Origin of the sequence: Streptomyces sp. NBC_00247, from assembly GCF_036188265.1 — a bacterium.
Classification (GTDB): domain Bacteria; phylum Actinomycetota; class Actinomycetes; order Streptomycetales; family Streptomycetaceae; genus Streptomyces.
In genome coordinates, this window is record NZ_CP108093.1 from 431,488 (window position 1) to 445,151 (window position 13,664).

At 73.2% G+C, this 13,664-nt stretch carries 14 protein-coding genes; 5 read left to right on the top strand and 9 right to left on the bottom strand.

Annotation, left to right across the window (positions count from 1 at the left end; all coding sequences use genetic code 11):
• Window positions 1–94 precede the first annotated feature (94 nt).
• From OHT52_RS01610 to OHT52_RS01630, 5 genes are all read right to left on the bottom strand, one after another.
• A complete protein-coding gene (locus tag OHT52_RS01610; RefSeq protein ID WP_328718281.1) occupies window positions 95–1,600 on the bottom strand; it encodes a cytochrome P450 in 1,506 nt (501 codons plus the stop codon).
• 252 nt (window positions 1,601–1,852) lie between these two features.
• A complete protein-coding gene (locus OHT52_RS01615) occupies window positions 1,853–2,467 on the bottom strand; it encodes a GTP-binding protein (protein ID WP_328718282.1) in 615 nt (204 codons plus the stop codon).
• The gene (locus OHT52_RS01620; RefSeq protein ID WP_266711909.1) at window positions 2,448–2,819 is read right to left on the bottom strand and encodes a DUF742 domain-containing protein; all 372 of its coding nucleotides are present in this window, start codon (window positions 2,817–2,819) and stop codon (window positions 2,448–2,450) included. Before OHT52_RS01620 ends, OHT52_RS01615 begins: the two co-directional genes overlap by 20 nt.
• The gene (locus OHT52_RS01625) at window positions 2,816–3,223 is read right to left on the bottom strand and encodes a roadblock/LC7 domain-containing protein (RefSeq protein ID WP_275491019.1); all 408 of its coding nucleotides are present in this window, start codon (window positions 3,221–3,223) and stop codon (window positions 2,816–2,818) included. Before OHT52_RS01625 ends, OHT52_RS01620 begins: the two co-directional genes overlap by 4 nt.
• Complete coding sequence (locus OHT52_RS01630) at window positions 3,220–4,851, bottom strand: sensor histidine kinase (RefSeq protein ID WP_328718283.1); 1,632 nt, start codon at window positions 4,849–4,851, stop codon at window positions 3,220–3,222. Before OHT52_RS01630 ends, OHT52_RS01625 begins: the two co-directional genes overlap by 4 nt.
• A gap of 577 nt (window positions 4,852–5,428) precedes the next feature.
• Here OHT52_RS01630 and OHT52_RS01635 point away from each other — a divergent pair.
• A complete protein-coding gene (locus OHT52_RS01635) occupies window positions 5,429–6,193 on the top strand; it encodes an IclR family transcriptional regulator (protein WP_328718284.1) in 765 nt (254 codons plus the stop codon).
• Window positions 6,194–6,240: 47 nt separating this feature from the next.
• On the opposite strand, the gene OHT52_RS01640 is transcribed toward OHT52_RS01635, so the two are convergent.
• The 4 genes from OHT52_RS01640 to OHT52_RS01655 all read right to left on the bottom strand — a co-directional run bounded on the left by OHT52_RS01640 (window position 6,241) and on the right by OHT52_RS01655 (window position 9,545).
• Window positions 6,241–6,747: a MarR family winged helix-turn-helix transcriptional regulator gene (locus tag OHT52_RS01640; RefSeq protein ID WP_328718285.1), complete on the bottom strand. Its 507-nt coding sequence runs from the start codon at window positions 6,745–6,747 to the stop codon at window positions 6,241–6,243.
• Window positions 6,744–8,435 (bottom strand): FUSC family protein, encoded by a 1,692-nt coding sequence (locus OHT52_RS01645; RefSeq protein ID WP_328718286.1) that lies wholly within the window; start codon window positions 8,433–8,435, stop codon window positions 6,744–6,746. Before OHT52_RS01645 ends, OHT52_RS01640 begins: the two co-directional genes overlap by 4 nt.
• 19 nt (window positions 8,436–8,454) lie before the next feature.
• Window positions 8,455–8,856 carry a hypothetical protein gene (locus tag OHT52_RS01650; RefSeq protein WP_328718287.1) on the bottom strand — a complete coding sequence of 134 codons (402 nt, stop codon included), beginning with the start codon at window positions 8,854–8,856 and terminating at the stop codon, window positions 8,455–8,457.
• A 194-nt stretch (window positions 8,857–9,050) separates the two neighbouring features.
• Complete coding sequence (locus tag OHT52_RS01655) at window positions 9,051–9,545, bottom strand: MarR family winged helix-turn-helix transcriptional regulator (RefSeq protein ID WP_328718288.1); 495 nt, start codon at window positions 9,543–9,545, stop codon at window positions 9,051–9,053.
• A 282-nt stretch (window positions 9,546–9,827) separates the two neighbouring features.
• Here OHT52_RS01655 and pcaH point away from each other — a divergent pair, with 282 nt between their 5' ends.
• Genes pcaH through pcaDC form a run of 4 tightly spaced genes read left to right on the top strand, consistent with a single transcriptional unit; the run spans window position 9,828 to window position 13,643 of the window.
• Window positions 9,828–10,541 carry a protocatechuate 3,4-dioxygenase subunit beta gene (pcaH, locus tag OHT52_RS01660; protein WP_328723579.1) on the top strand — a complete coding sequence of 238 codons (714 nt, stop codon included), beginning with the start codon at window positions 9,828–9,830 and terminating at the stop codon, window positions 10,539–10,541.
• On the top strand, window positions 10,538–11,107 hold the full coding sequence (gene pcaG, locus OHT52_RS01665; protein ID WP_328718289.1) for a protocatechuate 3,4-dioxygenase subunit alpha: 570 nt from the start codon (window positions 10,538–10,540) through the stop codon (window positions 11,105–11,107). Before pcaH ends, pcaG begins: the two co-directional genes overlap by 4 nt.
• Window positions 11,107–12,486 (top strand): 3-carboxy-cis,cis-muconate cycloisomerase, encoded by a 1,380-nt coding sequence (gene pcaB, locus OHT52_RS01670; RefSeq protein WP_328718290.1) that lies wholly within the window; start codon window positions 11,107–11,109, stop codon window positions 12,484–12,486. Before pcaG ends, pcaB begins: the two co-directional genes overlap by 1 nt.
• Window positions 12,483–13,643 (top strand): bifunctional 3-oxoadipate enol-lactonase/4-carboxymuconolactone decarboxylase PcaDC, encoded by a 1,161-nt coding sequence (gene pcaDC / locus OHT52_RS01675; protein WP_328718291.1) that lies wholly within the window; start codon window positions 12,483–12,485, stop codon window positions 13,641–13,643. The genes pcaB and pcaDC overlap by 4 nt, the downstream gene beginning before the upstream one ends.
• Window positions 13,644–13,664: the final 21 nt, after the last annotated feature.

Here is a 13,664-nt window from a genome sequence, read left to right on the forward strand (position 1 = left end):
CGGGGCTCCGGCCCGCCGGGCGTGCCGGAGGCCGTGCCCGGCCCGGCACGTTCCCGGGTGGTCCGGGCGTCCCGTGTCCGTCGGTCAGTACTGGTCAGTACCCCTTCCACCAGCTGGAGACGGCCTGCCACAGCCGGCCCGTGGTGCTCCGGGTGCGCTGGTCCGGGATCACCGGGGCCGGGTCGCCGTCGGCCTGGGGCGCGGCGGTCTCCTTGCCGCCGGCCGGCCGGCCGGACGTGCGCGGCGAGGACGAGATCTCCCAGTCGCTGCGGGGGCCGGAGCGGGCGGCCATCGCCGTCATGGGTTCGTCGTCGATCTCCTGTTGCGGACTGGGCGCGAACTGGACGGGGAGTTCGGTCAGATGGCGCGACATGATGTTGCCCATCCAGCGCAGCCCGCTCTCCTCCACGGCGAGTTCGAGGTCGGGCAGCCGCATGAGTAGCGCGTCGACCCCGACGTCCGCGATGGCGCGGCCGATGTCCTGCCCCGGGCACTCGTGGGGGCCGCCGCTGAAGGCGAGGTGGGCGCGGTTGCCCTCCATGCCGGCGCTGAGGTCGGGCCGGACGGCGGGGTCGCTGTTGGCTCCCGCGATGCTGATGAGCATGGCGTCGCCGGCCTTGATGTGCTTCCCGCCGAGCTCGGTGTCGCCGACCGCCCAGCGGCCGAAGACGGCGGAGAACGGGGGCTCGTCCCAGAGCGTCTGCTCCACCGCCTCGGGGACGGTCATGTGGCCGCCGCTGAGCCGCGCCCGGAAGCGGGGGTCGGTCAGCACCATCCGGATCACGTTGGCGATCAGGTTGGCGGTGGACTCGTACGCCGCGATGAGCGTCAGCCGGAGGTGTTCGATGACCTCGATGTCGCTCATCGCGGCGGGGTGCTCGACCAGCCAGCTGGCGAAGTCGGACTCCGGGGAGGTGCGGCGGCGCTCCACGAGGCGGGTGAGCACGCCGACGACGTACGCGTTGCTGGTGACGGCGGTCTCGGTGCCGCGCGTCATGTCGCGGGCGGCCTGCACCAGCCGGTCGTCGTACTCCTCGGGCATGCCGAAGATCGCGCACATGACCATCATCGGCAGGTGTTCGGCGAACTGGCTGACGATGTCGGCGGTGCCCTTGAGGCAGAAGTCGTTGACGAGGCGGTTGCTGAACCGGTTGATGTGGCGCCGCACGCCGCGCGTGTCGATCCGGCCCATGCTGTCCGTGATCGCGCCGCGCTGGCGTTCATGGGTCGCGCCGTCCGCGAAGACGCACACGGGCTGGTAGGTGAAGATCGGCGCGAGGGGGTGCTCGGGGCCCACGGTGCCGTCCTGCAGGGCGCGCCAGCGCCGGGAGTCGCGGGAGAACTGCGAGGGGGTCCGGGTGACGTGGAGGTTCTCGCTGTGGCCGAGGACGAGCCAGGCGGGTACGTCACCGTGGAGCAGCACCGGGGCGACGCTGCCGTGTTCGGCGCGCAGCTTCTCGTTCAGCCCGACGATGTCGTTCTCCACCTCGGGGCCGTAGTAGCGGCGCAGCCCGCCGGGGCCGAGTCCGTGGGCGGGGCACCCTGGCGGCGGGGCGGCTCCCGCCGGTGCTCCGGGTTCGTGGGAGAAGGGGGTTGTCACAGTGGCTCCAGGGATGAGGCTTCACAGGGTCGCGCGGGCGTGCCGCGCGGGCGGAGAGGGGGCTTCGGGGACAGCTCTCAGGGGGTCCCGGCGGACCGCGGCCGGGGACGGGTGCCCGGTCCGGCACCTCGCGCCGGAACGACGCGTGGCGCCGGAGCCGCGCCGGGACCGGCCTGCTCCACCGGACACCCCCGGCGCCGCGCGGCTCGTGTCCGGGTGGCCTGCCGGACGGTCCGGCAGGCCACCCGGACGTCATGCGAGAGGTACGGCCAGGCTGTGCAGGTAGCGCATGAGCGTCATCAGCACGTCCCGGCTCGACGTCCTCAGCCGCGCGTCGCAGTCGATCATGGGGACTTCGTCGGGCAGGTCGAGCGCCCGCCGCAGCGACTCGACCGGATGGTGCGGGGCGTCGGGGAAGGTGTTGACGGCGACGACGAACGGCACCCCGCGCTCTTCCAGGCGTCCGATGACGTCGAAGCTGGTTTCGAGGCGGCGGGTGTCGATCAGCACGACGGCACCGAGGGCGCCCTCGAAGAGGCCGTTCCACAGGAACCAGAAGCGTTCCTGGCCCGGCGTGCCGAACAGGTAGAGGATCAGTTCCTCGCTGAGGCTGATCCGGCCGAAGTCCATGGCGACGGTGGTGGCGGTCTTGCTCTCCACCCCGGCGTTGTCGTCGACGCCGACGCCTGCCTGCGTCATGGTCTCTTCGGTCGTCAGAGGCCGGATCTCGCTGACCGAACCGACCATGGTCGTCTTGCCGACCCCGAACCCGCCGACGATCACCACCTTCACCGCGGCGGTGGCCGTGGTGGGCAGGACGTCCTCGGTACGGGGGCCGGTGATCGTGTCAGAGCTTCTGAAGTCCATGCATCACCGCTTCGAGAAGGGACCTGTCGGGGAGAGTGGCGCGGACGATGGGTGCCCGCGATTCGATCAGTTCGGTCGCGAGTAATTCGGTCAGGAGGGAGGTGACGACGCTGAACGGGAGGCCGAGATACGCGGAGATCTCGGCGACCGACAGAGGTGCCTGGCAGAGCCGCAGGATCGCGGCCTGCTCCGGCTGGAACGTCGGTGAGGGTTCCGCCTGGGCGACGACCATGGTGACCAGGTCGAGGGCTGCCCGCTCGCTGCCGTCAAGATCGCCGGTGATGACGTACAGGCGCTCGGGATCGTTGAGCGCCGGGTCGGCATTGCGGCGTTCCCGTCGGGGAGCGTTCATCCGGCCTGCCCGTCGTGGCGCGGCGGGCTGGTCAGATGCGCCCCGATCCGGACGACCATGTCGCGCATGCGCGCGCCGACGAGCCCGGCGTCGACCGTCTCACCGGCGAGTACCGCGAGGTAGGCGCCCGTGCCGGCCGCCATCAGGTAGAAGAATCCGCCGGTCACCTCGATGACCACGAGCTTCATCAGGCCGTCGCTGTAGGGGATTTCGGAGGCGACGGCGGCGGCCAGACTCTGCAGGCCGGCGCAGGCCGCGGCCAGCCGGTCGCCCACGTCCGGGTCTCCGCCGTGCATGGCGATCCGCAGTCCGTCCGAGGAGAGCACCACGATCTGGTGGATGCTCGGAACGTCGTCGGCCAGCTCCTTGAGCATCCAGTCCATGTTTCCCCGCTGCTGGATCACTTGAGGTCTCCCTTGTCCCACGCGTCGTCAGAGTCTTCGCCGTTCTTGGGGTCGTGCGGCACGCCGTTGACGGCCTTGGTGAACGCCTCCAGCCAGAGGCCGGGGGGCTTTTCCTCGCCGGCCGCGCGGCCACCGGTCTGCGGGGCGGCACCGTCGAGGGCCCCCGGAACGCCTTCCGTCGCCGGCGCCGGGGTCTGCTGCGGGAGGTTGTGCGAGCCGAGCGGGGCGCGGCCCCTGCTGCGGCGTTGGGGCAGGCCGTTCTCGGTCCACTCGGTCACCACGGGGACTTCGTCCTCCAGGGCCGCGGCGGGCGCGGCCGGGCGCGCGGACGCAGCCGGTGAGGCGACTGCCGAGGGCACCGGGCCGGTGGCCTCGACCCTGGCCTTCCGCTTTCCGGCGGGGGGCACCACGTGCTGGAGCTGCGACATGTCCAGCGAGCTGGTGGGCCGCGAGGTGGCGCCGATGCCGTGGGCGATGCCGGGTGCGGGCCCGGTGGTGATCATGTCCCGGGGCACGATGAGTACGGCCCGGACGCCGCCGTACGCGGACTGGCGCAGCGATACCTGGAGTTGGTACATGCGCGACAGCCGGCCGACGACGGCCATGCCGAGGCGCGGGGACTCCCCGAGGTCGTTCATGTTGATGCCGGCCTGGGCCTGGGCGAGCATGTTCTCCGCCCGGGAGCGGGCCTCCTCGCTGAGGCTGACGCCGCCGTCCTCGATCTCGATCGCGATTCCCGTCTGCACCTCGACCGCGGTGACGTGCACGCGGGTCTGCGGCGGCGAGTAGCGCGTGGCGTTGTCGAGGAGTTCGGCGCAAGCGTGGATGAGCGGCTCGACCGAGGTGCCGACGATGGCGACCTTGGCGATCGAGTGCAGATCGACGCGCTGGTACTCCAGGATGCGGGACATGGCACCCCGCAGCACGCTGAACAGCGGTACGGGCTTGGGCCACTGACGGCTGGGGCGCGCACCGCCGAGCACGGCGATGGAGTCGGCGAGACGGCCGATCAGCGCGGTGCCGTGGTCGATGCGGAGCAGGTCGTCGAAGACCTCGGGGTTGCGCCCGTAGTGGTCCTCCATCTCCCGCAGTTCGCTCGCCTGACGGTGGACGATGGCCTGCACGCGCCGGGCGACGCTGACGAAGGCGCGCTGCGCGGAGTCACGCCGGGCCTCCTCGTCGTCGATGATCTGCAGCACGGTGTAGACGAGCCGCCGCAGCGCCTTGGGGAGGTTGCGGTAGGACTCGTCCCCGTCCACCACCTCCCGCATGACTTCTTCGGGCGAGTTGCTCGCGCGCAGCATCCTGATGGCGGAGGGCATCAGTTCCTTGGTGAGCCGCACGGTCTCTTCGTCGTGTGCGGCGATGCGCAGTTCCAGCTGGGCGATGCGCTGTTCGTACCGCGCGCTCAGGACGCGTGTCTCGCGCCGTCGGCGGTTCAGTGCGACGGCGAGCGCACCGACCACGACGGCGCCGAGCGCGCCGCTCACGGCGAGTGGTATCCGCGCGGCGTCCGCTACCAGCGTGATGCCCAGCGCGCAGGCTCCGACGACCAGTGCGACGGGCAGGAGGAGTACGCGGACGACGGGGATCCGTCGGTCGGTCGGTGGTGATTCAACACGGACCATCTAAAAACCCTCTGGCGGTTGATTCCGGGATGTTTGCCCACAGGTGCTGACACTCATGAACATGTGCGCGAATTGGTGCCAACTCGGCTTCACTGCGCGTGAGCTTAGCCAGATCAGAACAGGGGGTCGGCACATTCGCCCAACGCCCTGCGCGCACCCTTCGCGGGTAATACACTCGCCAGTTTTCGTACTCAACGCTTCCGGACGTGCGCGGATAGTGACGACGGGCGCCGTACAGGCAGGTTTCCGGGCTCTCGTACCGCACAGTGGTACGAAGACGTACGGGGCTTCACGAGAACCGACCGTAATCATCCCGGGCGACCGGACTCTTTCGCGGGACAACCCGGTGCGGGCTGCGGCACCCACGGGACGAGTAGCCCTAAGCTCGCCGCCGGGAGGGCCTCACCCGTCCGTCCCGCAGGGCAGTACGTACGCACACACAGTCGAAGAGGATCGAAAGGGGCGGATTCGCGCCCTGCGGAAGAGTGGCGGGCAAAGTCGCCCCGCTCGACGGGCGGCGAGGACCGTCCGCGTCTCCGCACGTCCTCGGCGAGTACCGGATGAGAGCGGGCACCGCATGGCATCGACACCGGGCTACACCATCGAGTCGCTGGACACCGGTCTACGGCTGATGCGGCTGTTCCTGACCCATGAGACGCTCACCGTCAGCCAGGCCGCCGGGCTGCTGGAGGTGGGGCGTTCCACCGCGCACCGGGTGCTCACCACGCTGGAGGGCCGCGGGTTCGCCGGGCGTGACGCCTCGGGGCGGGGTTACTCGGCGGGGCCGGAACTGATGAGGCTGGGCAGCCCGGCGTGGTTCGGTGCCGCCGTCCGGGAACGGGTGGCCCTCGTGCTGGACGACGCCGTCCGGCGCACCGGGGAGACCGTGCAGGCGGTCGCGCTGATCGGGGACCGGATCATCGTCACGGACGGGCGGGAGTCCGCGCACCCCGTGCGGGTGCGGCCGGGGACGGGACTGACCCACCCGGCGCACGCGACGGCGGGCGGCAAGATGCTCCTCGCCCTGATGACGGCCGGGCAGCTCGACGCCCTCTATCCCGACGAGGAACTGGAACCGGTCACCGCACGTACGACGGCCTCCCGCACCGCGCTGCTGGCGCAGCTGGACCGGATCCGCGCCCGGGGGTACGCGCTCGACGGCGGGGAGTCGGCGCGGGGCATGAACGCCGTCGCGGTGCCGCTCTCCGGTTCGGGCCCGCGCGACCGGCTGGCCCTGGTGGCCTCGGTGCCCGCGGACCGGGGCGGCGAGGCCGAGCTGGGCGAACACGCGCTGCGGTTGCGGCAGTCGGCGGCGGTGCCGGGGCGGCCGGACGCCGGCTGACCGCAGCGGCGACGGCGGCGGCGACGGCGGGTCGAGCGCCGGGCACGTCAGCGCCCGGCGCCGCCGATACGCCCTTCCAGCTGCACCAGCAACTCGCTGAGCTGGGCGCTGAGGCGGTCGCGGGCGGGCTCGTCCAGGCCGGCCAGGACCGTGCGTTCGTAGGCGAGTTGCTGGGGCAGCAGCCGGTCGACGAGGGCGCGCCCCTCCTCGCTGAGACGGACGAGGGCGACCCTGCGGTCCCGGTCGTCGCCCCGGCGCTCGACGAGGCCGCGTTCCTGGAGGGCGCGAAGCCGCTTGGTCACGGCGGCCCCGGAGGAGAACGTCTCCCGGGCGAGTTCGCCGGGGGTGAGTTCACGGCCGGTCCGGCGCACCGCGCCGAGCAGGTCGAACTCCGCGCGGTTGAGTCCGGCGGCGCGCAGCGGGGCGTCCTCGGCCTGCTGGAGGAGAGCCGCGCAGCGGTTGATCCGGCCGATCAGCTCCATGGGCCCGGTGTCGAGACCGGGGCTCACCGCCTGCCACTGCCGGACCACCGAGGCCACGATGTCGTCGCTCACACCGCTCCGTTCTCCGGGGCGAGGGAGATGAGCCCTTGCCGTTGTGCCGTCGCGGCGAGCGTACGGTGTCCGGCCCGCTCGGCCGCCACGAGGTCCTCCTCCGGCAGGGCGCGCTGCCACCACTCCCCCGCGGCGGTGTCGCCGGCTTCGCGCAGCTCGACCAGGGAGGCGGTGAGCCCGCGGCGGGACGCGTCGAGGGCGGCGGGGTCCGCGGTCGCGTCGGCGAGGACGCGTACGGCGTGGGCGCGGGCCCGCTCGGTGGCCTCCAGGGCGCGTTCGACCCGGCCGGTGGCCCGGCGGTTGGTGATCAGCACGGAGGCGAGGAACCCGACCGCCGCTCCGACCACGGTGTCGATGACCCGGTCGCCGATGAGCTCTCCGGCGGGGTGGGTCCCGCCGAACTCGATGACCAGGAGCGCCATCGGGGTGACCGCGACCGAGCCGAGCCAGTAGTTGCGGGTGATGAGGGCCTCGGCGGCGAAGTTGAAGCAGAGGACGCAGAGGATCAGCAGCAGCGGGCTCACCCGGGTGAGCGGGAGGACCGCGGCGAAGACGAGCACGCCGAGCAGGTTGCCCAGCGTGCGCTGCAGGGCCCGGTTCCAGGAGAGGGTGACGTTGGCCTGGTAGAGGGAGGCGGCGGTGACGATGGCCCAGTAGGGGCGGCCGACGCCGAGCGCCTCGCAGACGTATCCGGCGAGGGCGCAGCCGATGAGGGTGCGGACGGCGATGGGCAGCACGTGGGAGCCGGGGCCGAGGCGGCGCAACAGCTCGCCCCTGTGCGTACGGGCCCGGCGGCCGGCGCGTTCGGCGTCGATGCCGTAGAGCTCGGCGGTGGTGCCGGGGGCGGCCGGCGGCGTCGGGACGGGTCCGCGGGCCCGGGTCAGCGCGGCCCACTCGCGCAGCCGCGCGGGGTCGGCGGCGGCGCGGTGGCCGGCCGGGGAGCTTTCGGCGAGCGCGGCTTCGGCGTGCACGACGAGGCGTTCGAGCGCCCGGCGGGCGGGCGTGGCGCGGCCGGAGGCGAGCAGGGTCTGCCAGGCTCCGTGCACCGCCGCGGCGGCGGCGCCGCGCGTACGCGGTCCGGGGTCGGCGACGCAGGCGGCGGCCGCGTCCAGGGCCCGTGCGGTGGCGCGGCGCTCGGGTCCTTCGCGGCGCAGCAGGGCGGGCCCCACGGTGACGCACCAGGAGAAGGCGCCGGCGGCGAGGGTGAGCGCGAGGTGGCCCGGTACCTGGCCGAGGTGCTGGGGCGCGAAGAGGGCCGCGGAGGTGACGAAGGTGAAGATCACGTGTCCGGGCGGCCCGATGCGGGACGCGTCGCAGAGTGCCTTCTGGGTGGCGGCGAGCAGGGCGCCGACGGCGATGAGGATCGTGGTGGAGTCGGTGAGCGAACCCGCGATCAGGGACACGGCCAGCCCGGCGATCATGCCGGCCACCACGCGCGCGACGGTCCCGGCGCGGCGGGCGTACGGGAGGGCGTGCCCGTACAGGGCGCAGAGCGACCCGGCCATCGTGTACATCACGAGGTCCAGCCGGTCGACGGCGAAGAGCAGCAGATTCGGTACGAGGGACGCGACCACCACGCTCAGCGCCGGCTTGAACCAGGTGTCCGAGGGGTGGTTGAGGCGGAGGGCCGCCTTCAGGGGAAGCCTGCGGACGGATGGGCGCCGGGGAAGGGTCGTCGTCTCACTCACCCATTTACCTTAACAGGTATTACACCTGTAAAAGATATCGTCCGGCGGGGTCCGGTCGGGGCGCCTCGCGTGCTGGTGGTTCCGGCGGTTCCGCTTCCGGGGGTTCCGGTCGGTCCGGCTTCGGCTTCGGCGGTTCCGGCCGGTTCGGCTCCGGCGGCTCCGGCTTCGGCGGGTCCGGCCGGTTCGGCTCCGGCGGGTCGAGTGCGGCCTCGATCCGCGCGAGCTGGTGGCCCAGGCTCGTGGTCCGCACACCTCCAGATCGACGGGAGAGCAGACCCATGGCGAAGAGCGCGAAGAGCGCGTACGAGGCGGTGACCGGGAGTCCGGCGGCGTACAGCACGGGGTGGAAGCCGGCGCTCGCCGCCACGGTGACACGGACGGACCTGCGCAGGAGCGCGGCCCGCTCCGGCCCGGCGATCACGGAGGCGCTCCTCCGGGCCCCGCCCCCTGCGCACCGGACCGGGGCGCGGCCCCCGGTGTGTCCCGGGCAGCCCGTGGCGGACGGTCCCGCATGCCGCACCCTCCTTCCCCGGCCGGAATCGGTGCCTCCGGTGAAGACCGGTGGCGGCCGGGCGAGGCGGCCAGGCCGCCCCGCCGTTGCCGACCGGCGCCCGGTCAGCCGCTCGCGGTGCCGGAAGCCGTTCCGTACATCGGGGCCGGGGGCGGGTCCGTCGGGGTGCGCAGGGTCTCGGCCGCGTCCGAGACCCTGCGGAGCAGATCGAGGAATACGCCCTGCTCGTCGGCGGAGAGCGGGCCGAGGAAGACCTGGTTCATCCGGGCGGCCCGAAGCGCCACCTTGCGGTGGGTGCGCGCGCCCGCCCCGGTGAGGCGCAGCACGGACCGTCTGCCGTCCTGCGGATCGCGGACCTTGTCCAGCAGGCCCCGGCGCAGCAGCCGGGTGACCAGGTCGGCGATGGTCGAGCGGTCCAGACCGATCCGCTCCCCGGCCGTCCGCTGGTCGAGCCCGGGCTGGGCCATCAGCGTGTTGAGGAGGGCGAACTGCGGTGAGGTGATCTCCTCGGAGACCATCGTGGTCCAGAGCAGGTGGTGTGCCTGCTGGAAGCGCCGGGCCAGATGGCCCGGATGGGTGCTCAGATCGACCGCGGACACAGCCCGCCCTCCCAGGTTCGTCGGCGACAACCGTATCGGCCCGCCAAGGAAAGAACAGTGTACTGAGGGTATTGACCCTCCCCAACTCTCCTGCTTAGCTCCACAGTCGTCAGGAACTACTCCGTGCACTGACTAAATAATCAGCGCCGCGAATCAGAGCGGTGAATCAGCGCAGTGAATCCAAGCAGCGAACGCGAGCAGCACATGCGAGCCGACCCCGGAGTCACCATGGTTTCCACACCCCTGCCCGACGGCTCGGACCAGTCCGCGATCGACCGGGCGATGGATCTGGCCGAGGCCGCGGGACACGTCGGGCACCACCCGCCGCGCGACTACCCGCCGTACCGGAGCAGTCGTCTGCGCCACCCGCACCGGCCGCCGGTACCCGTCCGCGATCCGGAGGCCGTCGAACTGTCCGGGCCCGCCTTCGGTGTGAGCGACGTCACCGCGCTGGACAGCGATCTGACGCGACAGCACCACGGTGAGCCGCTGGGCGAACGGATCACCGTCAGCGGGCGGTTGCTGGACCGGGACGGGCGTCCTGTCCGCGGTCAGCTGATCGAGGTCTGGCAGGCCAACGCATCGGGGCGGTACGCCCACCGACTCGACGACCATCCGGCACCGCTCGACCCCTCCTTCACCGGCTTCGGCCGCTGCCTGACCGACGACGAGGGCGCCTACACCTTCACCACGATCAAGCCGGGGGCGTACCCGTGGCGCAACCACACCAACGCGTGGCGCCCGGCACACATCCACTTCTCCCTCTTCGGCACGGCCTTCACGCAGCGGCTGGTCACCCAGATGTACTTCCCCGGCGATCCGCTCTTCGCCCACGACCCGGTGCTGCGGTCCGTCACGGACGCCGCCGCACGCGCGCGGCTCGTCTCGGCCTACGACCACGAGCTGTCCGTGCCCGAGTGGTCCCTGGGCTACCGCTGGGACATCGTGCTGGACGGCCCGTCCGCCACCTGGATCGAGGAAGGCCGCGACCGATGAACCCCGCACCGACGCCGTCCCAGACCATCGGCCCGTTCTACGGATTCGCACTGCCGCTGCCCGACGGCGGTGACATGGCCCCGGCCGGGCACCCCGACACCATCACGGTGCGCGGTCTGGTGCTCGACGGCGCCGGGGACCCCGTGCCCGACGCCGTCGTCGAGATCTGGCAGCCGGCCCCGGACGGCTCGCGCACCGGGCTGCCCGGTTCGATGCGCCGCGATCCCGTGACGGGGCGCAACGCGGGCCGCAACAGGGTGGACTTCACCGGTTTCGGGCGGGTCTGCACGGACGCGGACGGCCAGTGGTCCCTGCGGACGCTGCCGCCGGGCGGCGTCCCGTATCTCAGCGTCGCGGTCTTCGCGCGCGGCCTCGTCCACCACCTGTACACCCGCGTCTATCTGCCGGACGGGCGGGGAGCGGCACCCGAGGGTGATCCGCTGCTGGAGTCGCTGGACGAGCAGCGCCGCGCCACGCTGGTCGCGACACCCGCGGGCCACCGTACGTACCGCTTCGACATCCGCCTTCAGGGCAAGGACGAGACGGTCTTCCTGGAGTTCTCCTGATGCACGAGAACCGCACGGTCCGTTCCGGAGTCCAGCCGGTGTACGGCGACGACACCGGCCTGCTCGCTCCCGGGCGGGCGGGCTCCCCGGCCGAGGCCGCCACCGGCGACGCGGCCTTCCTGCGGGCACTGCTCGACGCCGAGGCGGCCCTCACCCGGGCCCAGGTCTCCTGCGGGCTCGCTCCCGTCGAGGCGGGGCACGCGGTGACCCGGGCCGCCGATCCCGCCGCCTTCGACCTGCGGGATCTCGCGCTGCGGGCCCGCTCCGGCGGCAACCCGGTGATCCCGCTGGTGGCCGGTCTGCGCGCGCGGGTGGCCCCGGAACTGCGCGACCACGTCCACCGGGGCGCGACCAGCCAGGACATCATGGACACGGCGGCGATGCTGGTGGCCTCGCGCACCCTGGCCCTCGTCCTGGCCGACCTCGGGCGCACCGCCACGCTGCTGGGCGCCCTCGCCGCCGGACACCGCGACACCCCGATGCCGGGCCGCACCCTCACCCAGCACGCGGTACCGACGACGTTCGGCCTCAAGGCCGCCGGATGGCGTGCGCTGCTGCTCGACGCCCGGGACCGGACGGCCTCGGTACGGGCGTCCCTGCCGGCCCAACTCGGTGGTGCGGCAGGCACCTTGGCCGCCCTCGGCCCCCAGGGCGCCGACGCGGACGACCCGGTCGCCGCGTTGGCGGTCGTGGCTGCGTACGCGGCCGAACTCGGCCTCGCCGAACCCACGTTGCCCTGGCACACGCTCCGCACCCCGGTCGCCGACCTCGCCGGCGCCCTGGCGTTCACCGCGGGCGCGCTCGGCAAGACGGCCGCGGACGTGCTGAACCTGGCGCGTACCGAGATCGGCGAGGTGGCCGAGGGCACGGGCGGCGGGTCCTCCGCGATGCCGCACAAGGCGAACCCGGTCCGCGCCACGCTGATCGCCTCGGCCGGCCGCCGCGCCCCGGCGCTGGCAGCCACGCTGTACGGCTCGCTCGCCGCCGAGGACGAACGCCCCGCCGGCGCCTGGCACGCGGAGTGGGAGCCGCTGCGCGATCTGCTCCGGCTGGTCGGCGGATCGGCCAGGGACACCGTCGAACTCGTCGACGGCCTGCGCGTGTTCGCGGGCGTCATGCGTGAACATCTGGGCCTGACCGATGGACTGATCGCCTCCGAGCGGCTGGCCTCGGTGGCGGCGGACCGGATCGGCCGCGCCGCGGCCGGCGAACTGATGGCCCGGGCCACCACCACGGCCCGCGAGCGGCGGCTGCCGCTCACCGAAGTCCTCGCGAAGGAAGCCGCGTTCTCCGGGATCGATCTCGCCGTCCTCGGCGATCCCACGCGGTGCACCGGCTCGGCCGGCCCGCTCACCGACCGTGCCCTGGAGCGCCGATGACCGAACGCCCTCTCTCCGTACCGCACTTCCGCGAGGACGGGGCGGCCGGCGCGCCGCCGTTGCTGCTCGGCCCGTCCCTCGGTACGTCCACGGCGCTCTGGGACGCCGTCGTCCCCGGTCTCTCGGCCGCGCACCGGCTGGTCCGTTGGGACCTGCCGGGGCACGGCGGCTCCCCGGCCGCCCTGATCGGCCCCGGGGCGACCGTCGCCGATCTCGGCCGTCTGGTCCTCTCCCTCGCCGACGCGCTCGCGCTGCCCCGTTTCTCGTACGCGGGCGCCTCCCTGGGTGGCGCGGTCGGCCTCTGGCTGGCGGTCCATCACCCCGGGCGGATCGACCGCCTGGCGGTCGTCTGTTCGTCGGCGCGCTTCGGCGAGCCGGAGCACTGGCGGGACCGGGCCGCCCGGGTACGCGCGTCGGGCACTGGGCCGGTGGCCGAGGGCGCCGAGGCGCGCTGGTTCACCCCGGGGTTCACCGTGCCGGCTCTGCTGGACGATCTGCGTGCCGCCGATCCGGGGGCGTACGCGGCGTGCTGCGACGCCCTCGCCTCGTACGACGTACGCCCGCTGCTCCCCTCGATCGGCGCGCCCACCCTGGTCGTGGCGGGCCGCGAGGACCCCGCGACGCCGCCGGCGCACGCGCGGGAGATCGCGGACGCCGTCCCCGGCGCGACCCTGCTGGAGCTGCCGGGCGCCTCCCACCTGGCGCCCGCCGAACGCCCGGAGCCGCTGGTACGGGCCCTGCGGGCGCACTTCGCGACAGAGGGCCCGGACGCCGGAGGGTCCGCGTCGCGCGGGCTCGCGGTACGGCGGGAGGTGCTCGGCGATGCGCACGTGGACCGGGCGCGGGCGACCACCACGCCGTTCACCGCACGGTTCCAGGACTTCATCACCCGCTACGCCTGGGGCGAGATCTGGACCGACCCCACGCTCCCCCGCCGGGAACGCAGCCTGATCACGCTCACCGCCCTCGTGGCCCACGGCCACCTCGACGAACTGGCCCTGCACGTCCGCGCGGCGGTGCGAGGCGGGCTCACCCCCGAGGAGATCGGTGCCGCGCTGCTCCAGACCGGGGTGTACTGCGGGGTGCCCGCGGCGAACGCGGCGTACCGGGTCGCCGGAAGGGTGCTCGCCGAGATGGCGGATGAAGCGGAGGGCTGAGCGGACCCGGCCGGGTCCGCC